The 19,492-nt window shown below is 72.1% G+C and carries 17 protein-coding genes; 6 read left to right on the top strand and 11 right to left on the bottom strand.

All coding sequences use genetic code 11. From position 1 onward, the window contains the following. Positions 1–78 precede the first annotated feature (78 nt). The 3 genes from BMW99_RS21375 to panB all read right to left on the bottom strand — a co-directional run bounded on the left by BMW99_RS21375 (position 79) and on the right by panB (position 2,576). On the bottom strand, positions 79–765 hold the full coding sequence (locus BMW99_RS21375) for a zf-HC2 domain-containing protein (protein WP_069467709.1): 687 nt from the start codon (positions 763–765) through the stop codon (positions 79–81). Continuing rightward, positions 762–1,316 (bottom strand): sigma-70 family RNA polymerase sigma factor, encoded by a 555-nt coding sequence (locus tag BMW99_RS21380; protein ID WP_075017344.1) that lies wholly within the window; start codon positions 1,314–1,316, stop codon positions 762–764. The genes BMW99_RS21375 and BMW99_RS21380 overlap by 4 nt, the downstream gene beginning before the upstream one ends. A gap of 336 nt (positions 1,317–1,652) precedes the next feature. Further along, a complete protein-coding gene (panB, locus tag BMW99_RS21385) occupies positions 1,653–2,576 on the bottom strand; it encodes a 3-methyl-2-oxobutanoate hydroxymethyltransferase (protein ID WP_079138762.1) in 924 nt (307 codons plus the stop codon). 224 nt (positions 2,577–2,800) lie between these two features. Between panB and BMW99_RS21390 the strand changes: the two genes are divergently transcribed. From BMW99_RS21390 to BMW99_RS21400, 3 genes are all read left to right on the top strand, one after another. Continuing rightward, the gene (locus BMW99_RS21390; RefSeq protein ID WP_069465666.1) at positions 2,801–4,399 is read left to right on the top strand and encodes an MFS transporter; all 1,599 of its coding nucleotides are present in this window, start codon (positions 2,801–2,803) and stop codon (positions 4,397–4,399) included. Continuing rightward, positions 4,396–5,043, top strand: coding sequence for a TetR/AcrR family transcriptional regulator (locus BMW99_RS21395; RefSeq protein ID WP_245791570.1), 648 nt, complete (start codon positions 4,396–4,398; stop codon positions 5,041–5,043). Before BMW99_RS21390 ends, BMW99_RS21395 begins: the two co-directional genes overlap by 4 nt. A gap of 333 nt (positions 5,044–5,376) precedes the next feature. Further along, complete coding sequence (locus tag BMW99_RS21400; RefSeq protein ID WP_075017383.1) at positions 5,377–6,348, top strand: endonuclease/exonuclease/phosphatase family protein; 972 nt, start codon at positions 5,377–5,379, stop codon at positions 6,346–6,348. A 12-nt stretch (positions 6,349–6,360) separates the two neighbouring features. Here BMW99_RS21400 and BMW99_RS21405 read toward each other — a convergent pair whose 3' ends face one another. Next, positions 6,361–8,124, bottom strand: a complete 1,764-nt coding sequence (locus BMW99_RS21405; RefSeq protein WP_176735609.1) for an NAD+ synthase — start codon at positions 8,122–8,124, stop codon at positions 6,361–6,363. Between the two features lie 121 nt (positions 8,125–8,245). Further along, the gene (locus tag BMW99_RS21410; protein ID WP_069465664.1) at positions 8,246–9,061 is read right to left on the bottom strand and encodes a class I SAM-dependent methyltransferase; all 816 of its coding nucleotides are present in this window, start codon (positions 9,059–9,061) and stop codon (positions 8,246–8,248) included. Positions 9,062–9,116: 55 nt separating this feature from the next. Between BMW99_RS21410 and BMW99_RS21415 the strand changes: the two genes are divergently transcribed. The 3 genes from BMW99_RS21415 (at position 9,117) to BMW99_RS21425 (ending at position 11,446) form a co-directional block, all read left to right on the top strand. Beyond that, entirely contained in the window at positions 9,117–9,845 is a 729-nt protein-coding gene (locus tag BMW99_RS21415) for a GntR family transcriptional regulator (protein WP_069465663.1), read from the top strand. 161 nt (positions 9,846–10,006) lie between these two features. Continuing rightward, positions 10,007–10,447, top strand: a complete 441-nt coding sequence (locus BMW99_RS21420) for an ATP-binding protein (protein WP_075017345.1) — start codon at positions 10,007–10,009, stop codon at positions 10,445–10,447. 36 nt (positions 10,448–10,483) lie between these two features. After that, complete coding sequence (locus tag BMW99_RS21425) at positions 10,484–11,446, top strand: SDR family oxidoreductase (protein ID WP_075017384.1); 963 nt, start codon at positions 10,484–10,486, stop codon at positions 11,444–11,446. Here the strand turns inward: BMW99_RS21425 and BMW99_RS21430 are convergent. The 6 genes from BMW99_RS21430 to BMW99_RS21455 all read right to left on the bottom strand — a co-directional run bounded on the left by BMW99_RS21430 (position 11,437) and on the right by BMW99_RS21455 (position 19,184). Next, the gene (locus BMW99_RS21430; protein WP_075017346.1) at positions 11,437–12,501 is read right to left on the bottom strand and encodes a helix-turn-helix transcriptional regulator; all 1,065 of its coding nucleotides are present in this window, start codon (positions 12,499–12,501) and stop codon (positions 11,437–11,439) included. The two genes, BMW99_RS21425 and BMW99_RS21430, sit on opposite strands and share 10 nt — an antisense overlap. 146 nt (positions 12,502–12,647) lie before the next feature. Beyond that, a complete protein-coding gene (locus BMW99_RS21435; protein ID WP_075017347.1) occupies positions 12,648–14,306 on the bottom strand; it encodes a glycoside hydrolase family 13 protein in 1,659 nt (552 codons plus the stop codon). Between the two features lie 153 nt (positions 14,307–14,459). Then, on the bottom strand, positions 14,460–15,353 hold the full coding sequence (locus BMW99_RS40140; RefSeq protein ID WP_069464105.1) for a carbohydrate ABC transporter permease: 894 nt from the start codon (positions 15,351–15,353) through the stop codon (positions 14,460–14,462). A gap of 21 nt (positions 15,354–15,374) precedes the next feature. After that, positions 15,375–16,325 carry a carbohydrate ABC transporter permease gene (locus BMW99_RS40145; RefSeq protein ID WP_069464104.1) on the bottom strand — a complete coding sequence of 317 codons (951 nt, stop codon included), beginning with the start codon at positions 16,323–16,325 and terminating at the stop codon, positions 15,375–15,377. A 90-nt stretch (positions 16,326–16,415) separates the two neighbouring features. Next, positions 16,416–17,825, bottom strand: a complete 1,410-nt coding sequence (locus BMW99_RS21450; protein ID WP_069464103.1) for an ABC transporter substrate-binding protein — start codon at positions 17,823–17,825, stop codon at positions 16,416–16,418. Between the two features lie 333 nt (positions 17,826–18,158). Further along, positions 18,159–19,184: a LacI family DNA-binding transcriptional regulator gene (locus BMW99_RS21455; protein ID WP_075017348.1), complete on the bottom strand. Its 1,026-nt coding sequence runs from the start codon at positions 19,182–19,184 to the stop codon at positions 18,159–18,161. Positions 19,185–19,492: the final 308 nt, after the last annotated feature.

Below are 19,492 nucleotides of genomic sequence, written 5' to 3' on the forward strand. Positions count from 1 at the left end.
GGTGTCGGCGCCGTGTCGGCGGCCCGCGGGGGTTCCCCCGGGGGCTCGCACCGGCACGGTCCGTGCCGGGATTCCCGGCTACGCCGACGCGGGCACCGCCACCAGGACGCGCCCCTGGTCGGTGCGGATCTCCCATGTCCTGATCTGGCCCTTGTGCAGGTCGGTGGCGCCGTGCACGGTCAGCGGGCGGGGCTGGGCGTCGGTGCCGTAGCCGGCGTCCGGCACCGACCAGGTGGCGATGCTCTGCCGATGCCCCTGGCCGTCGACGGCGACCAGGCTGCAGGTCAGCGGCCCGCGGACACCGGTCAGCCGCAGATCGACGGCGGTGCCCCAGGGTTTGTCGGCCACCCCGACGACGGCCGACGCGCCGGTGGCCGGGTTGCTGGCCGAGACCCGGTCCGCGGCGAAGGTCGGCGACGCGACCGGCGCGCCCGCGCTGCCCTCCGTCGCCAGGACCGCGACGGTGGGACCGCCGACGACCAGGACCGCGGCCGCCGCGACCGCGGCGAGCCTGCGGCGCCTGCGCGCCCGGCGCTCGGCCGTGACCTGCGCGAGCAGCCGGTCCAGCATGGCGTCCCCGCCGGGCGGCTCGGCGAACGCGACGCCGTCCTCCCGGACCTCCTCCAGGACCGGGACGACCCCGATCAGCTCGTCCAGCGCCGCGGCGCACTCCTCGCAGCCGGCCAGGTGGTCCTCGAACGCGGCCATCTCCGCGTCGTCGAGCGCCCCGAGTAGATAGGCGCCCACGTCCACATGCGGTGTCATGGGGTGGTCACCCCTCTCTCCTCCAGCGCGTTCCGCAGAGCGCGCAGCGCGTAGAACACCCGGGACCTGACGGTGCCCGGCGGCAGCCCCAGCTCCTCGGCCGCCTCGTTGACGGTACGGCCGCGGAAGTACGTCTCCACCAGGGCCTCCCGGTGGGCGGCCGACAGGTCCTGCAGCGCGTCGGAGATCGTCATCAGCCGCAGCGACCGGTCCAGCTCGTCGCGGGCCGGCAGCTGCTCCAGCGCGGCGGGGGAGGTCTCCGGCGGGCGGGCCTGGCGGCTGCGGTGGGTGTCGATGACGATCCGGCGGGCGACGGTCACCAGCCACGGGCGCAGCGAGCGGGCCGCGGGGTCCAGGCGGGACGCGCTCTTCCAGGCGCGCAGCAGCGTCTCCTGGACCACGTCCTCGGCGAGGTAGCGGTCCCCGGCGACCAGTTTGAGCACGTAGGCGTAGAGCGCGCCCGCGTGCTCGCGGTACAGCGCCCGCATCAGCTCCTCTTCCGGCACCGGTCCGGTCGGTCCCGGGGTTCCGGAAGGGGGAGGTCCGTCCACGCGGGCATCCTGCCGTACGCGCCGCGCCGGGTCGAGTTCGCGTATCGCCGATCGAGACACCGCAGACTCCGTACTCGGGGCTCACCAGGGCTGGCCGGCGCCGCGGGGCACCGGCCACCCCCCTGTACGGATGCGGGGGCCGCTCGTCTCATTCCGGGCGTCCCGGCTTCCGCGGCACGGCATCCGGAAAGCGGACGCGGGCGGGGCGCGGGTGCGGGGACGGGTGCGGGCGGCGATGGCCCCGGGCGTCGGCCGGCACGCCGGCCCGGAAGCGGCGGGGCCGGCCGCCGGACGGACGTCCCGGCGACCGGCCCCGCGCGGCCCGGTGCAGGTGGCTCAGTGGAAGGTGTGCTCCTCGGCGGGGAAGGCCCCGCCGACGACCTCGCCGGCGAACGCCTTGGCGGCGTCCCCGAGCGTCTGCCGCAGGTTCGCGTACTGCTTGGTGAACCGCGGCACCTTGCCGCCGGTCATGCCGGCCATGTCGGTCCAGACCAGGACCTGCGCGTCGGTGTCGGGGCCGGCGCCGATGCCGACGGTCGGAATGTGCAGCGAGCGGGTGACCTCGGCGGCCACCTCGGCCGGCACCAGTTCCAGGACCACCGCGAACGCGCCCGCGTCCTGGGCGGCCTTGGCGTCGCGGACCAGGCGGTGGGCCGCCTCGTCGCCGCGGCCCTGCACCCGGTAGCCCAGGGTGTTCACGGACTGCGGGGTCAGGCCCAGGTGCGACATGACGGGGATGCCGGCCTGCACGATCGCCTCGGTCTGGGCGAGCGAGCGCTCGCCGCCCTCCAGCTTGACCGCACCGACTCCGGCCTCCTTCACCAGCCGGGTGGCGCTGCGCAGCGCCTGGACCGGGCCCTCCTGGTACGAGCCGAAGGTGAGGTCGCCGACGATCAGCGCGCGGCTGGTGCCGCGGACCACGGCGGCCGACAGCATCGTCATGTGGTCCATGGTGACCGGGACGGTGGTGTCGAAACCCAGGTGGCAGTTGCCCATGGAGTCCCCGACCAGCAGCACCGGGATCCCGGCCTCGTCGAAGACCGAGGCGGTCATCGCGTCGTAGGCGGTGAGCATGGGCCACTTCTCGCCGCGCTCCTTGGCGGCGGCCAGGTCGAAGACGGTGACCCGGCGGTTGCGGGACCCGCCGTACAGGGCCTTCGGCTGGTCGGCCCGGGTGGCTCCGGCCGTGGCGTCCTGAGCCGCGGGGGTGCCGCCCCGGCCCTCGTCCGACGGTTCGCGGGCAGCCTGAAGTTGCGTCATGGTGACGAGCTCCTTCACGTCATCTCGAGGCGCCCTGACGGCGTCCCCGGATCCCTTCCATGCTGGCACGGGTGGGCGGGTCCGGAAAGACCAGGGGAGCGAAACGGGGGGCACAGGCGGCGTGGCGCGCCGGCGCACCCGGCCCGGCCTGCGGCGACGGGAGCTTTACCCGAGCTTTACGATACGAGACGGGCCCGTATCGTAAATCAGCCTACGCTGTCGGTATGGCAGCGACATCCGCGACCCCGATACCGACCGTGCCCGCGGCGGTCCACCGCCGAAGGTGGGCGATCCTCGCCGTACTGCTGTTCAGCCTCCTCGTGGTGGTGCTGGACAACTCGATCCTCAACGTGGCCATGAAGACGATCGCCCAGCCGTCCCCGAAGGGCCTGGGGGCCACCCAGAGCCAGCTGGAATGGGCGATCAACTCCTACACCCTGGTCTTCGCGGGCCTGCTGTTCACCGCGGGCCTGCTCGGCGACCGGCTCGGCCGCAAGAAGGTCCTGCTGTTCGGCATGTTCGTGTTCGGCGGCGGCTCGGCGCTGTCGGCGTTCGCCGGCTCCGCGGGCGAACTCATCGCCTTCCGCGGGGTGATGGGCCTGGGCGGCGCGTTCATCATGCCGGCCACGCTCGCCATCATCATGAACGTCTTCGAGCGCGAGGAGCAGCCCCGCGCCATCGGCATCTGGGCCGGCGTCGTCGGCCTGGCCATCGCGATCGGCCCGATCACCGGCGGCCTGCTGCTCCAGCACTTCTGGTGGGGCTCGGTCTTCCTGGTCAACGTGCCCATCGTGATCGCGGGCCTGATCGCGATGTTCCTGATCGTGCCCGACTCCAAGGACCCGCGGCCCGGCCGGCTCGACCCAGTCGGCGTGCTCACCTCCATCGCCGGCCTCGTCCTGCTGATCTACGGCATCATCAAGGGCGGCCAGTACGGGGACTTCACGCGCCCCGAGGTGTGGGCGACCGTGCTCGCCGGCGTCCTCGTGCTCGCCGGCTTCGTCTGGTACGAGTCGCGCATCGACCACCCCGCGCTGGACGTGACCTACTTCAAGAAGCGGCAGTTCTCCGCGTCGGTCGCGGCGATCGGCCTGGTCTTCTTCGCGCTCATGGGCGTGACGTTCTTCATCGTCTTCTACACCCAGTCCGTCCGCGGCTACAGCGCCCTGCAGTCCGGCCTGCTGCTGCTCCCGCTGGCCGCCGCCCAGATGGTGTTCGCGCCGCGCGCCCGGCTGCTCGTCGACCGGTTCGGCGCCCGCGCCGTGTGCTCCGGCGGCATGGCCCTGACCGGCGTGTCCTTCCTCGGCTTCCTGCTGCTCGGGCAGTCCACGCCCATCTGGGTGCTGGAGGTGCTGTTCTTCCTGATGGGCACCGCCATGGCACACGTCATGCCGCCCGCCACCGTGATGATCATGTCGGCGCTGCCGCGCGAGAAGGCCGGCTCCGGCTCCGCGGTCAACAACACGTTCCGGCAGGTCGGCGGTGCGCTGGGCGTGGCCGTGCTCGGTTCGCTGATGTCGACGCTCTACCGCGACGGCATCAAGGACCACCTGGGCGCGGTCCCGGCGCCGGCCCGGCACGCGGCCGGCGAGTCGATCGAGGCCACCCTGGGCGTGGCGGGGAAACTCGGTGCCCGGGGCCAGGCCCTGGTCCAGCCCGCCAACGACGCGTTCCTGCACGCGATGCACATCACGGCGGCCGCGTCCGCGGCTGTCGCACTGTTCGGCGCGCTCGTCACGCTGGTGTTCCTGCCGGCCAAGCAGCCCCCGGCCGCCGCTCCGGGCGGTTCCGAGGAGCTCGAGATGGTGGGTGCCGAGCAGTGACCGCGACGGGACCGGACGCCGCGGCGGACGCCATGACCCCCTGCGCCGCGCCCGGTGCGCGGCGCGGGCGGCCGCGCGACGCCGCGGTCGACGGCGCCGTCACCGATGCCGTGCTGCGGCTGGTGGCCGAGGGCGCCAACCTGGCCGAGTTGACCATGGAGGGCATCGCCCGGGCCGCGGGCGTGGGCAAGGCCACGCTCTACCGCCGCTGGGCGAACAAGGACGCGGTGTTCCTCGACGTCATCGCCCGGCTCGACGGGCCGCTGCCCGACCGCGGCACCGGCGACTTCCGCGCGGACCTGGTCGCCGCCGTCGAGTACATCCGGCGGCGTGGCCTGGCCAAGCGCGAGTCGGCGCTGATGCGGTCGATGATGGCGCAGATGCAGAGCAACAGCGTGCTGTGGCGGCGGTACCACGACACCGTCATCGCCGCGCGGCGGCAGATGATGGTCGACCTGCTGGAGCGCGGCATCGCGTCGGGGCACATCCGCAAGGAACTGGGCGACGACCTGGACCTGCTGGCCGACCTGGTGTCCGGCCCGGTACTGGCCAGGGCCACGCTGAGGCCCGAGGCGCCGCTGCCCGACGACCTCGCCGAACGGGTCGTCGACACGCTGCTGGAGGGGATGCGGCCCCGGGACTGACGGCCGCGCGCCCACGGGCGGGCCCTGCGACCGGGGACGGCCCCCGCGGGGGCCGTCCCGCCGGGCCGCCGAAACGTCGTGCGCGGGTGTGCACATCCGCGGGGCCGGGAGCGGGACGACGCGCGCAATGTGGCCGTCCTGTCACAGTCCACCCGAAAGCACCACACCGCGGAACCCACCGCACCCGGCCGTCCGTCGGTGTTCATGACGACCCCGTAGGGTCGGCGGCAGCACCCGGCACGGCAGCGAGGTTCCCCTATGACCCAGGCGCAGAGCAGGACGGACGCAACCGAGGACGACGGCACCACGCCGCACCCCGGATCCGCGTCCGGGATGCGCGCCCGGTACACCGCCGGCTTCCTGCGCTGGTGGCGGCCGAAGGGCATGTGGCGGCGCGGCATCGTCACCGGGGCCGTCGCGCTCGTCCTGGCGATCGTGATGTTCCTGCACGCCGACGTGCCCAACCGGATAGGGAACCTCGGCAGCCTGCTGGAGACGTTCCTGCCCTGGCTCGGCCTGCTCGTGCCCGTGCTGCTGGCCGTCGCGGTGGTCCGCCGGTCGGCGACCGCGCTGATCGCCGTGCTGCTGCCGGCGGTGGTGTGGCTGAACCTGTTCGGCGGCCTGGTCGGCGGCAAGTCCCGGCCGGGCGGCGACCTGATGGTGCTCACCCACAACGTCAACGCGGGCAACCCCGACCCGGACGGCACCGCGCGCGACCTGGTCGCGGCCGGCGCGGACGTGGTGGCGCTCGAGGAGCTGCCGGAGAGCCAGCAGACGCGCTACGCACGGGACATGGCGGCCGCGTACCCGTACCACTCGGTGCAGGGCACGGTCGGGTTGTGGAGCAAGTACCCGCTGCACGGGGTGCATCCGGTGGACATCAAGATGGGCTGGACGCGGGCGATGCGGGCCGCGGTGAGCACCCCGCACGGGCAGGTCGCCGTCTACGTGGCCCATCTGCCGTCGGTGCGCGTGAAGTTCGACGCCGGGTTCACCGCCGGGCAGCGCGACCGCGCCGCCAACGCGCTCGGGCAGGCCATAGCGACCGAGCCGCTGCGGAGCGTCGTCCTGCTGGGCGACCTCAACGGCACGATGAACGACCGGGCGTTGGCGTCCGTCACCTCGCAGATGCGCTCCACGCAGGGCGCCGCGGGCAACGGGTTCGGCTTCAGCTGGCCGGCGAAGTTCCCGATGGCCAGGATCGACCAGATCCTCGTCCGGGGCATCGACCCGCGGTCGTCGTGGACCCTGCCGAAGACGGGCAGCGACCATCTGCCAGTCGCCGCCCGCCTCCAACTGCCGTAGGCCCCGCGCGCGTTACGCGGTGTGCTCGCCCTCGCGCCAGCGGTTGGTGATGGGCAGCCGGCGGTCCTTGCCGAAGCCCTTCGCCGAGATCTTCGTGCCCGGCGGGTACTGGCGGCGCTTGTACTCGGCGGCGTCGGTGAGCTTGAGGATCCGGGTCACCAGCTCCGCCGGGTGGCCGGCCGCGATGATCTGCTCGCGGCCCTGGTCCCGGTCGACATACAGCTCCAGCACGCGGTCCAGCACGTCGTAGTCGGGCAGCGAGTCGCTGTCCACCTGGCCGGGCCGCAGCTCCGCGCTCGGCGGCTTGGAGATCGAGTTCTCCGGGATCGGCGGGGTCTCCCCGCGGGCCTCGGCCTCGGCGTTGCGCCAGCGTGCCAGCCGGAACACCGTCGTCTTGTAGACGTCCTTGATCGGGCCGTACGCGCCGACCGAGTCGCCGTACAGCGTCGAGTACCCCACCGCCAGCTCGCTCTTGTTGCCCGGTGCGAGCACGATGTGGCCCTCCTGGTTGGAGATGCCCATCAGCGTCACGCCGCGCAACCGCGACTGCAGGTTCTCCTCGGCGAGTCCCGACAGCCCGAGCGCCCCCATGTAGGCGTCGAACATCGGCGCGATGGACACCGTCCGCAGGTGCAGGCCGGTGCGGCGGGCGAGTTCGGCCGCGTCGCCCCTGGAGTGGTCGGAGGAGTACGCGGACGGCATCGACACGCCGAACACGTGCTCCGCGCCCAGCGCGTCGCAGGCGATGGCCGCGACCAGCGCCGAGTCGATGCCGCCGGACAGGCCGATCAGCACCGAGCGGAACCCGTTCTTCGCCACGTACGCGCGCAGGCCGGTCATCAGTGCGGCGTACACCTCGGCGTCGTCGCCGAGGTGCTCGGTCTCGGTGCCGGTGAAGCGCGGCTCGAAGGGCTCGACGGGCTCCTCCGACAGCGTCACGTGCCGGATGTCCAGGCCGTCGTCGACCCTCCCCGACGGCACACCCGCCTGCGCGGCGGGCAGGTCGAGGTCGAGGACCACGCACTGCTCGGTGAACTGGGGGGCACGCGCGATGACCTCGCCGCGCTCGGAGACGACGATGGTGTCGCCGTCGAAGACCAGCTCGTCCTGGCCGCCGACCATCGCCACGTACGCCAGCGTGCAACCGGCCTCCTGCGCGCGCTTGCGGCACAGCTCCAGGCGGGTGTCGTCCTTGTCCCGCTCGTACGGCGACGCGTTGATCGACAGCAGCAGTCCGGCCCCGGCCGAGCGCGCGGCCGGCACGCGTCCGCCGTCCTGCCACAGGTCCTCGCAGATGGCCAGCGCCACGTCCACCCCGCGCACCCGCACCACCGGCATGGTGTCGCCGGGGACGAAGTACCGGAACTCGTCGAACACGCCGTAGTTGGGCAGGTGGTGCTTGGCGAAGCGCAGCGCGACCCGCCCGCCGTGCAGCACCGCCGCGCAGTTCTGCGGCGCGCCGGCCGGCTGCCCGTACTTCGGCTGCGCGTCCTGGCTGCGTCCCAGGTACCCGACGACGACCGGGAGCTCGCCGAGCCCCTCCTCGTCCAGCCGCCGCGCCAGCGCCACGAGCGCGGCCCGGCTGGCCTCCACGAAGGACGACCGCAGCGCCAGGTCCTCCACCGGGTACCCGGTGAGCATCATCTCCGGGAACGCCACGAGGTGCGCTCCCTGCTCGGCGGCGTGCCGGGACCAACGCAGCACGGCCTCCGCGTTCCCGTCGATGTCGCCGACGGTCGAGTCGATCTGATTCAGGGCGATCCGTAGTTGAGGCACGCCGTCCAGTGTAATCGTCACTCCGACGCGATGTCGCTGTCGCTCCGATCACACGGGGTCGTGGCGCCCCGCCGCCGCGGGATCAGCTCCGCTCCGGATCCGCCGGAGGAACCCGCCAGGGTCACGCCGTGGCCGTGGCGAGCATGTGGGAGCTCGCTGCGAGGAGGTCGGGATACGGGTCCGCCAGGCGGGCGGCGGTCAGGGCTGCCTGGAACATGGGGGAGTCGCGGAGCGAGGCGCCGGTGTGCTGTTCGGCCGCCTTGAGCAGGGACCAGGTCGGACCTTCGACGCCGTGGATCCGCACGTTCCCCAGGCCGGCGGCCGCCATCTCCTCGGCGAGACCCTCGGCGGTGTGGAAGTAGGCGGCGGTGAAGCCCTTGCGTCCCGGCTCGTGGCGGCCGGTCGCCAGGATGTCGGCGACCGCGTCCCGCACCGGGCCGCGGGTCAGGAACGTGGTGGCGGTGTGCTCGAACAGGGAGGCGTACCGGCTGATGGCCGCCGCGACCACCAGGCCGCCGGGCCGTGCCACCCTGCGCGCCTCGGCCAGCGCCCGGTCCCGGTCGGCTCGTTCCAGCAGGTGGTAGAGCGGGCCCAGCAGCAGGACGACGTCGTACGAGTCCGTCTCGGCCCGCAGGTGCCGGGCGTCGCCCAACTCCGTGCCGCACCCCGTTGCGGCGGCCTGCTCGAGGTGGCGGGCCACCGGATCCACCAGGTGCACCCGGTGTCCGTCGGCGACCAGCCAGCCGGCGTGGACTCCCGGGCCGCCGCCCACGTCGAGGATGTCCGCGGGAGTCGCCGGCAGCACGCGCCGCAGGATCTCCTGCGTCCGCACCAACTCCAGCGCGCCGTCCGCCGTCGTGGTCAGCCGGGCCGACTCGTCGAACGTCTCGCTGTAGAACTCGATGATCTCCGGCGCGACTTGGGGCGTGAGGCTCATGCGAGCGATGCTCTACCCTGACCGGTCAACCTGTCCACCGAGCGAAGGTGCGCTCATGCCGAAGCTGAAGTACGAGCAGATCGCCGAGTCGCTGCGGACCCGGATCGCCGAAGGCGAGTTCGGCGCCGGAGCACTCCTGCCGTCCGGGCGGGATCTCTGCGAGCAGTGGGACGTGTCGCGCGCCACCGTGATCAAGGCGATGGAGGTGCTGCGCGGCGACGGGCTGGTCACGGCACGCCAGGGCCAGGGATTCCGCGTGGCCGAGACACCGCTGGCCCGGCCGGCGGGCCGGCGACTGGCCGGATCCGCGCGCACGCACGGCGGACGCCCCTTCCGACGGCTCGGCGACCCGTTGCGGGAGACCCCGCCCGAGCGCGTGAGCTCGGCCCTCGGTCTGGCGCCGGGTGTACCCGCACTACGACGTGACCGGCTCGTGCTGGCCCCTGAGGGAACGCCGTTTTCGCTGGTCAGTGCCTGGTTTCCGCCGGACGTGGCTGAGCGCGCACCCGGCCTCGCCCAGCGCGGGCCGATCGCCGAGGGGACGACTCACTACGTCGCGCGTCAGACCGGGCGCAGCCCCGCACGCGGCCGTGACGTGACGACGGTACGTACCGCGAGTCCGGCCGAGGCCGCCCACCTCGATCGTCCGGACCCGCTGATGGTCGTCGTCGTGCTGCACACCGCTTACGACGCCGCGGACGCCCCGCTGGTCGTCGAGGAGGGCCTGACTCCCGCCGACCTCTGGGAGTTGGTGGACGACTACCCGATGAGGGCCGGGAACTGACGGTCGCTTGACTGGACCGGTCAACCGGTCCAGTCTCTAGTGGTGCGGCAACAGCCGTACCCCTGACCGGCGTTGAGCCGGTGCGCTTGCCGCGGGCTCATCCGCGGTCGCTTCGGCGCGCCCTCGGGCGGCCGCTCTCCGTCACGAGAAAGGCGCTTTCGGTGACATTCGACGCTCAGGCCCCGGCTGCGGGCTTACCGGTCGCCGCCCAGCGACTCTTCGGCGCCCGGCGGCAATCGATCCGCCATGCGCGGGAGTTCGCTGTGGGAGTGATGGACGGCTGGGGGCTGCGGCGCCGAGTCGAGGACGTGCGGCTCTGCGCGTCCGAACTGGCCTCGAACGCGCTGATCCACGGCACGATCCACGACCATCGCTTCCTGGTCCGCCTCGACTACGACGGAGTCCGCCTGAGGCTCGAAGTGCACGACAGCCGCGGTCGTGAGGAGGGGGCGGAGCTCAGGGCGCGCAGCCCGCGGGAGACCGAGCCGCGCGGACGGGGGCTGCTCATCGTGGCGGCGCTGGCGGACGCCTGGGGGGTCGAGGGGCGGCGGGACCTCGGGAAGGTGGTGTGGGCGCACTTTTCGGGTGGCGAAGAAAGGTGACAGGAGGTGTCACCTTTGGGCGGGATCGTCGACGGTATGGACAACGACACGGAGATTCAGGGCGGCGCTGCCGCCGGTGCCGGGCTCGCCGGGCGGGTCGCGCTGGTGGCGGGGGCCACGCGGGGGGCCGGGCGGGCGCTCGCGGTGGAGCTGGGGCGGGCGGGGGCGCTCGTGTACGTGACGGGGCGGACCACGCGGGAGCGGGTCAGCGAGGTGGGGCGGCCGGGGGAGACGATCGAGGGGACCGCGGAGCTGGTGACCGCGGCCGGCGGGACGGGGATCGCGGTGCCGACCGACCACCTGGACGAGGACCAGGTGCGGGCGCTCGCCGCGCGGGTCGACCGCGAGCAGGGACGGCTCGACATCCTGGTCAACGACCTGTGGGGCGGCGAGCACCTGCTCACCGGCTCCGTCTTCGGCAAGCGGAGCTGGGAGACGCCGCTCGCCGACGGCCTGCGCATCCTGGAGCTGGGGGTGCGCTCGCACGTGATCACCGCCGCCCTGCTGCTGCCGCTCCTGATCCGCGCGGACGCGCCGCTGCTGGTGGAGGTCACCGACGGCACCGCCGTCTCCAACCGCCGCTACCGCGGCAACCTCTACTACGACCTGGCGAAGAACGCCCCGATCCGGATGGCCCTCGGGCTGGGCGAGGAGCTCGCGGAGTACGGAGGCACCGCGGTCGCGGTGACGCCCGGGTTCCTGCGCTCGGAGCAGATGCTCGACGGCTTCGGCGTGACGGAGGAGAACTGGCGCGACGCGATCGCCCGCGAACCGGACTTCGCCATCGCCGAGTCGCCGGTCTACCTCGCCCGCGGCGTGGCCGCCCTCGCCGCCGACCCGGCCCGGGCGGCGCGCTGGAACGGCGGGTCCGCGTCCAGCACGGACCTCGCCCGGGCCTACGGCGTGCGGGACGTCGACGGCAGCAGGCCCGACGCCTGGGGGTACATCGAGGACGTCCGGCACGCCGGGAAGAAGCGCACGGCGGACGACTACCGCTGATCCGTCGGGTCCTGGGCGCTGTAGAGGCCGGCGACTCCCCGCGCGTGCGCGCGGAACCGCGCGCGCAGGGACTCGGGCGCCAGCACCTCCGCGTCCGCGCCGAGCCCCACGAGCTGCGCGAAGGCGACCTCCTCCGACTCCACGGGCAGGCCGACGGTGACCCGACCGGAGGCGTCCGCCGGCCGCGCGGAGGCCAGCGCCTCGGCGACCCCGGCCGGGTCCGCGACGACGGGCAGCAGGCGCAGCCCCTCGCCGGTCAGCCGGACCGTCACCGTCGTGCGCAGCAGCGTCCGGGCGAAGGCGGCGGCGTGCGCCTGCCAGTACGCGGGCAGGTCGAACGACGGGTCGCGGTCGAAGACGGCGTCGTCGAAGGGGGCGGGCGAGAGGGCCGTGACGCGGTCCACCCGGTACGTACGCCAGCGGTCCGCGCCGGTTCCGTCCGCGCCGGTTCCGTCCGCGCCGGGCCGCCCGTCCGGGACGCGGCCCACGACGTACCAGACGCCGGCCTTGAGGACGAGCCCGTACGGCTCCAGCAGGCGCGCGACCGTGCGCGCCCGCGCCCCGTCCCGTTCCGGCCGCGCGTAGGCGAGTTCGACGGTGCGGTCGGACCAGACCGCGCGGGCCAGCTCGGGCAGCAGCGCGGGCGCGGACGGCTCGCGGAACCAGGCCGGGGCGTCCAGATGGAAGCGCCGGGCCGACGACTCTGCCGCCGCACGCAGCGACGGCAGCAGCGTGGCCGACAGCTTCAGCCGTGCCGTGTCCGCCGCGTCCGACAGCCCGAGGTCCCGCAGCGCCGCGGGCAGCCCGGACAGGTAGAGCGTCTCCGCCTCGGTGGGGTGGAGCGTGGTGAGCCGGGTCCGGTAGCCCGGTGCCAGGCGGTAGCCGCCCGCCCGGCCGCGCTCGGCCCGGATGGGCACGCCGGCCTCCTGCAGCGCCTGCGCGTCCCGGATCACCGTCCGCTCGGACACCTCCAGCTCCCGCGCGAGGGCGGCCGCGGTCAGACCGGGGCTCGACTGGACGAGAAGGGCCATACGGATGAGGCGGGCGGCACGCATACCCCCAGCATCCCGAACCCGCCTCGCCCGGCCCCTCGGCAGGACCGGGCGGGCGCCGTCCGACGGGCTTCGGCCCCCGCCGCGCGTGGTTCCGGCAACGTTGCCGGAACCCGCTGCGAGCCGCTGGACCGGACCGGGAGAACCGCTCAGGCCCTGAGCCAGACCGCCGTGTCCGACGGCAGGCGGCCGTCGTCGGTGAGGTCCCCGGAGGCGAGCAGGACGGCGCTGTGCGCCGGCAGGTCCGCCGGGCTGCCGGCCAGGTTCACCACGCACAGGAAGTCGCCGCCGCGGCGGAACGCCAGCACCTCGGGGGAGCTGTCGAGCCAGTCCATCGGCCCGTCGCCGAGGGCGGGTTCGGCCGCGCGGGCGCCCAGCGCCGCGCGGTAGAGCGACAGCATGGAGTCCGGGTCGGCGGCCTGCAGTTCGGCGGTGCGCGCGGACCAGTCCGCCGGCTGCGGGAGCCACGGCGCGGCCGAACCCTCGGGGCTGAACCCGAACGGGGTGGCGGTGCCCGCCCAGGGCAGCGGCACGCGGCAGCCGTCGCGGCCCGGGTCGGTGCCGCCCGAGCGCAGGTACATCGGGTCCTGGAGCTGGTCCCGCGGGATGTCCTCGACCTCGGGCAGACCCAGTTCCTCGCCCTGGTACAGGTAGAGGGACCCGGGCAGGGCCAGCGTGAGGAGCGCGGCGGCCCGCGCCCTGCGGGTGCCGAGCGCCAGGTCGGTGGGGACCCCGAACGCCTTGGTGGCGAAGTCGAACCCGGTGTCGGCGCGGCCGTAGCGCGTCACCGTGCGGGTCACGTCGTGGTTGCACAGCACCCAGGTGGCGGGCGCGCTCACCGGCGCGTGCGCGGCCAGCGTGGTGTCGATCGAGGTGCGCAGCCGGGCCGGTTCCCAGGGGCATGCCAGGAAGTCGAAGTTGAACGCGGTGTGCATCTCGTCCGGCCGCAGGTAGCGGGCGAACCGCTCGGCGTCGGGCAGCCACACCTCGCCGACCAGGATGCGCGCGCCGTCGTAGGAGTCGGCGATCCGCCGCCAGTTCCGGTAGATGCCGTGCAGGTCGTCCCGGTCGACGTAGGGGTGGTCGGCCAGGACTGCGTCGGCGCCCGCGGACGGGTCCGGCAGGTCCGGCAGCGCCGGGTCCTTGGCGACCATCGCCGCGGAGTCGATGCGCACGCCGCCGGCGCCGCGGTCGAACCAGAACCGCAGGATGTCCTCGTGCTCGGCGCGCACCTCGGGGTGGTTCCAGTTGAGGTCCGGCTGCTCGGAGTCGAACAGGTTGAGGAACCAGTCGCCCGGCGTGCCGTCCGGGTTGGTGGTGCGGGTCCAGGCCGGGCCGCCGAACTGCGACGGCCAGTTGTTGGGCGGCAGTTCGCCGTGCTCGCCGCGCCCGGGCCGGAACCAGAACCGCTCGCGGGCCGCGCTGCCGGGACCGGCCGCCAACGCCTCGCGGAACCACGGGTGCACCGCGGAGACGTGGTTGGGCACGATGTCGATGATGGTCCTGATGCCCAGGGCCAGCGCCTCGGAGATCAGCTTCTCGGCCTCGGCGAGGGTGCCGAACGCCGGGTCGATGTCCCGGTAGTCGGCGACGTCGTAGCCGCCGTCGGCCATCGGCGACGGGTACCAGGGGCTGAACCACAGAGCGCCCACGCCCAGTGCGGACAGGTACGGCAGGCGGGACCGCACCCCGGCGAGGTCACCGGTCCCGTCGCCGTTGCTGTCGGCGAAGCTCCGCGGGTAGACCTGGTAGATGACCGCGCCGCGCCACCAGTTCTCGTCGGCCTCGGGCTGAGGGGTGTCTGCCACGTCAACGTCCTTTCGGGCAGGTGGGACCCCGCCGCCGGCTCCGAAGTGGATGGGGGATGCCGAATGGATACGGCTGTGAGGAGCCGGCGGCGGAGTGCTGTGGGGTGGTGCGTGACGGGAGGCGTGCCGGTCCGGCCGGGACGCCGGCGGGGATCAGCCCTTGAGGCTGCCCGCGGTCAGGCCGGACATGATGTTGCGCTGGAAGAGCAGGAAGATCAGCAGGGTCGGCACCGCGGAGATGGCGAGCGCGGCGATGAGCACGTTCTCCGGTACGCCCTGCGACAGGGAGCGGATGCCGATGTTGATGGGCTGCTTCTGCGGGTCGGGCTCGACCAGCATCGGCCAGAGGAAGTCCTTCCAGACGTTCACCACGGCGAAGATCGACACCACGCCGAGGATCGGCCGCGACATCGGCAGCACGATCGACCACAGGGTGCGCAGCGGGCTGGCCCCGTCGATCGCGGCCGCGTGCATCAGGTCCTCGGGGATCGAGTCGAAGAACCGCTTGAGCAGGAAGATGTTGAAGCCGTTGGCGACGGTGGGCAGCCAGATCGCCCACGGGGTGCCGATCAGGTTGACGTGCAGCACCGGCAGGTCCAGCACCGTCATGTACTGCGGGACGATCAGCACGGTCGCCGGGATCATCAGGGTGGCCAGCATCGCGCCGAGGATCAGCTTGCCCAGCACCGGGCGCAGCTTGGAGATCGCGTAGGCGGCGGCCACGTCGAAGACGAGCTGGAAGGCGAGCGCGCCGAACGCGTAGTACAGCGTGTTGAACAGCAGCCGGGCGATCTTCAACTCGCTCCACGCCGTGTGGTAGTTGCCCGGCTTGGGGTGGTGCGGGAAGTACGTGGGCGGATTCGCCACCACTTCGGACGCGGACTTGAATCCGCCGGTGACCATCCAGTAGAGCGGGCCGAGGAAGACCACGGTGAACACCACGATCACCGCGGTCAGCACGATCCGGTAGATCAGTCTTCCCTTGGGCCGGTTGAGCGAGGCCGGGGATATCAGGGTCCGGTTCTGCGGAGTGAAGGACGCTGCCATGATCTGTTTCCCCTGCCTTTCTCAGTCGGCGTTCCGGCTCAGGCGCGCGTACACGCCGGAGAACGCGCCCAGGACCAGCAGCAGGAAGAGGCCCAGCGCCGCGGCGCTTCCGAAGTTGTTGTAGCTGAACGCGTACTGGTAGACCATGTAGACCACGGTCATGGTGGAGTTCTCCGGGCCGTTTCCGCCGGTGAGCAGATAGACGTTGGTGAATTCCTGCATGGTCGCCACGATCTGCAGCAGCAGCATCATCGACAGCACCAGCCGGGTCTGCGGGATCGTGACGTGCCAGATCTTGCTCCACAGGCCGGCGCCGTCCAGGTCGGCGGCCTCGTACAGCTCACCGGGGATGTTCTGCAGTGCCGCCAGATAGATCAGCGTGGCGCTGCCCATGCTCATCCAGGTGGCCGCGACGACCACCGAGATCATCGCCGTGTGGGACGAGTCGAGCCATTGCGAGGTCGGCAGGTGCAGGGTCTTCAGCACGTGGTTGAAGAGCCCGTAGTCCGGGTTGTAGAAGTACTTGAAGAGCAGCACGCCGGCCACCGGCGGGAGCATCACCGGCAGGTAGACGAGAATCCTCAGGTACGCCTGTGCGTGGCGCAGTTCGTTGAGGATGATGGCCACCGCGAACGGCACGACGAAACCGATCACCAGGGCGTAGAGGGTGAACTCCGCGGTGTTCTTCCACGCCGTCCAGAAATACGGGTCGTGGTAGACGCGGTCGATGTTCCTGAAGCCCACCCATGAGGTGACGCCGCGCCTTTTCTCCTGGAAGCTCATGATGAACTCGCGGACCATCGGGTACCACGAGAACGTCAGGAAGCAGAGCACCGCTCCGATGAGGAAACCGTGCGCCTGGAGGTTGTGCCGCACCTTGCGGCCGCGTCCGGTGCGGACCGCACCGCCGGCGGCGCGCGGCGGCCGCCCGGCGTGGCTGGTCGTGTTCTCGGGGACGGTCGTCGCCGCCATGGGTGCTCCTCGATCGGGGAGGTGGTGCGGAGGTCAGGTGCCGACCCCGCGGGGGCCGGTCGGGTGACCGGCCCCCGCGGGGCTGTGCTGTTACTGGCTGGCCGCCAGCAGCGAGTTGACCTGCGTCTCAGCGGTGGAGAGCAGCTTGGAGACGTCGGCGTTCTGGTTGGTCAGCACACCGGACATCACGGTGTCGAGCACGGTGTAGATCTTCTGCGCGTTCGGCGGCTCGGGGAGCACCGGCACCTGCGCGTCGACGTAGGTCTTGAAGTTGTCGACCGGCACGGTGGCACTGGCGGTCTTCGTCTCGGTGTCCTTGGCCTTGGAGGCACCGGTGAAGAAGAACGGCTGCGGCAGACCGACGGGCAGGCCGTCCGCCTTGTTGCGCGGGTAGTTGAACTGGCCCTTCTCCAGGGTCAGGAACTTGAAGTTGATCCAGGCGATGCCGGCCTTGATCTGGTCGGGCGTGGCCGACTTCTTGAACATGTAGTCGGCGCCGCCGAACAGCGCGGTCTTGCCGCCGGGGATCGGCGCCATGCCGATGTCCTCGAACTTGGCCTTGTACTGCTGGACGACCAGCGGAACGTCGTCGGGCGCGCCGACGTACATGCCGATCTTGCCGGTGCCCATGGCCTTCTGGACGTCGCCCCACTGCAGACCCGGCGTGGCGGGCATGGACTTGTCGGTCCAGCGCATGTCGTGCAGCGTCTGCAGCACGCCCTTGGTCTGGTCGTTGTTGAACGCGGCCTTCTGGCCGCTGTCGTCGACCGCCTTGCTGCCCACGCCGTACATCTCCGACACCAGGTGCCAGCCGCCCTGGTTTCCGGCGCTGTTGTCCATGTAGCCGTTGATGCCCTTGCTGCCCAGCTTGTCCTGGATCGTCTTGGCATCCTGGCGGACCTGGTCCCAGGTGGTCGGCGGGGTGTTGGGGTCGAGGCCCGCCTCCTGGAAGATCTTCCGGTTGTAGATCAGGCCCATCTGGTAGTTCGAGGTGGGCAGCCCGTACAGCTTGCCGCCGTCCTTGAGGACGTTGAGGACGCCGGGGTCGATGTCGTTGAGGTTCGGCACGGTCTTGTCGTTGACGTACGCGCTGATGTCCGCCGCCTGGCCGGCGTCGAGCACCTGCTGCAGGTCCGTCATGTACGTGTAGAACGAGTCCGTCTCACTGCCGGCCTGGAGCATGGCGGTGAACTTGGCCGGGTCCTCGCAAGGGAACGCGTCCTTGCTCTTGACCGTGACGTTCGGGTACTGCTTGTTGAACTCGGCGACGTCGTCCAGCCACTGCTTGCGCTCGGCCGCCTTCGTGGTCGGCGGCTCGCAGTCGACGGAGATGGTGACCTTGGTCTTCGGGTCCAAGGGGGTTCCGGCGTCAGAGCCGGCCGAGGTGGCCGCCTTGTTCCCCGTGTCGTCCTTCTTGTTGTCGGAGCACGCGGCACCGGTCAAACCGATCCCCGCGACCAGGGCGACTGCCACAAGTCTGCGGTAGCCGATTCTGCTCATGTCTCAACCCTTCCCCTGAACCACTGCGCGTCGTTGGACTGCGATCTGGGACCCCCGCGGCATGTGATGCACATGATGTCCGGCGTCGGTGTGCGCCGCCGTTCCCGGGTTGGCTCAACGTACTGAACGCGATAGATGTCCGCAAGATGTCGCGCGAATTTCGCAAAGACACGACTCGGTTACGACGTGGAACGGGGACTGCCGTGCAGGCCGCCTACCGTGCGGACCTGCACGCAACCTGCACGGCGGTGACGGGGAACGCGACGGCGCCGGGCCCGGGAACGTGTCCCGGACCCGGCGCCGCTGCCGTACGACGGCTGCCGAGGTGTGCGGCTAGACGTTCGTGCGGGCCTCCGGGTGCGGGATCCGGGCCGCGTGCGGTGCCGGCCCGGTGGAGCCGCGGACCACCAACTCGGGCTCGAAGAACAGCTCGTCGTGGTCCACCTTGGCGCCGCTGATCTCGCCGGCCAGCAGGTCCACGGCGGCCCGGCCCATCGCCTCGATGGGCTGGCGGACGGTGGTGAGCGGTGGTTCGGTGCAGTTCATCAGCGACGAGTCGTCGTATCCGATCACCGACACGTCCTCCGGCACCGACAGCCGGCGGCGCCGCGCGGCCCTGATGGTGCCCAGGGCGAGCAGGTCGGAGGCGCAGATGAAGGCCGTGATGCCCTTGGACAGCAGCCGGCTCGCCGCCGCCTGACCGCCCTCCAGGGTGAACAGCGCGTGCTCGACGGTCACCGAGGGGTCCACCCGGCGGGCCGCGGCCAGCTTGCGGCGCGAGGGCACGTGGTCCGGCGGGCCCAGGACCAGCGCGATCCGCTGATGGCCCAGCGACATCAGGTGGTTCATCGCCTGCTCGACCGCCACCGCGTCGTCGCACGACACCCGCGGGAAGTCCAGGTGGTCGATCGCCGCGTTCATCAGCACGGTCGGCAGGTTGCGCTCCGCCAGCCGCGCGTAGTGGTCGTGGGGCGACTCGGCCTGCGCGTACAGGCCGCCGAAGAAGACCACGCCCGACACGTGCTGCTGCAGCAGCAGTTCGACGTAGTCGGCCTCGGAGACGCCGCCGGCGGTCTGGGTGCAGAGCACCGGCGTGAAGCCCTGCTGGGCCAGTGCGCCGCCGACGACCTCCGCGAAGGCCGGGAAGATCGGGTTCTGCAGCTCGGGCATCACCATGCCGACCAGCCGGGCGCGCTCGCCGCGCAGCTGGGTGGGCCGTTCGTAGCCGAGCACGTCAAGGGCGGTGAGGACCGCGGCGCGGGTGGCGTCGGAGACGCCCGGCTTCCCGTTCAGCACCCGGCTGACGGTGGCCTCGCTCACCCCGACCTTCTTTGCCACCTCGGCAAGTCGTCGTGTCATGGCGTCGATTCTAGTACAGCTACCGCAAGATTCTTGCGCCCAATTTGCGGGATCTCTGCAAACCATCGTGAATTTGCGGGATGCCATCGGCTAATTGCCGGTTCGTGTGGTGCGTGAGAGGCCCGGCTTGCGTGCCGGGATGGGGGGTGCGGGGCGGCGGGCGGGGGTGCGGCGCAAACGGTGAAGGCGCCGCGCGACGGCGCGGAAGGGCGTCGCGGCACGGCAGCGCACGGCACCGCACGGCACGGCAGGGGCGCGGGACGTCGTCGCGGCCAGGCGTCAGGCGGCCGGAACGGGAAGAGGCGGCG

The organism is Actinacidiphila rubida (genome assembly GCF_900110255.1).
Taxonomy (GTDB): Bacteria; Actinomycetota; Actinomycetes; order Streptomycetales; family Streptomycetaceae; genus Actinacidiphila; species Actinacidiphila rubida.

Bases quoted from the DNA above. Each gene is read 5' to 3' on its own strand.
- BMW99_RS21415 (WP_069465663.1), top strand. From the start codon at position 9,117: ATGCCGAAGCTGAAGTACGAGCAGATCGCCGAGTCGCTGCGGACCCGG.
- BMW99_RS21450 (WP_069464103.1), bottom strand. From the start codon at position 17,825: ATGAGCAGAATCGGCTACCGCAGACTTGTGGCAGTCGCCCTGGTCGCG.
- BMW99_RS21400 (WP_075017383.1), top strand. From the start codon at position 5,377: ATGCGCGCCCGGTACACCGCCGGCTTCCTGCGCTGGTGGCGGCCGAAG.
- panB (WP_079138762.1), bottom strand. From the start codon at position 2,576: ATGACGCAACTTCAGGCTGCCCGCGAACCGTCGGACGAGGGCCGGGGC.
- BMW99_RS40140 (WP_069464105.1), bottom strand. From the start codon at position 15,353: ATGGCAGCGTCCTTCACTCCGCAGAACCGGACCCTGATATCCCCGGCC.
- BMW99_RS21410 (WP_069465664.1), bottom strand. From the start codon at position 9,061: ATGAGCCTCACGCCCCAAGTCGCGCCGGAGATCATCGAGTTCTACAGC.
- BMW99_RS21430 (WP_075017346.1), bottom strand. From the start codon at position 12,501: ATGCGTGCCGCCCGCCTCATCCGTATGGCCCTTCTCGTCCAGTCGAGC.
- BMW99_RS21455 (WP_075017348.1), bottom strand. From the start codon at position 19,184: ATGACACGACGACTTGCCGAGGTGGCAAAGAAGGTCGGGGTGAGCGAG.
- BMW99_RS40145 (WP_069464104.1), bottom strand. From the start codon at position 16,325: ATGGCGGCGACGACCGTCCCCGAGAACACGACCAGCCACGCCGGGCGG.
- BMW99_RS21375 (WP_069467709.1), bottom strand. From the start codon at position 765: ATGACACCGCATGTGGACGTGGGCGCCTATCTACTCGGGGCGCTCGAC.
- BMW99_RS21425 (WP_075017384.1), top strand. From the start codon at position 10,484: ATGGACAACGACACGGAGATTCAGGGCGGCGCTGCCGCCGGTGCCGGG.
- BMW99_RS21390 (WP_069465666.1), top strand. From the start codon at position 2,801: ATGGCAGCGACATCCGCGACCCCGATACCGACCGTGCCCGCGGCGGTC.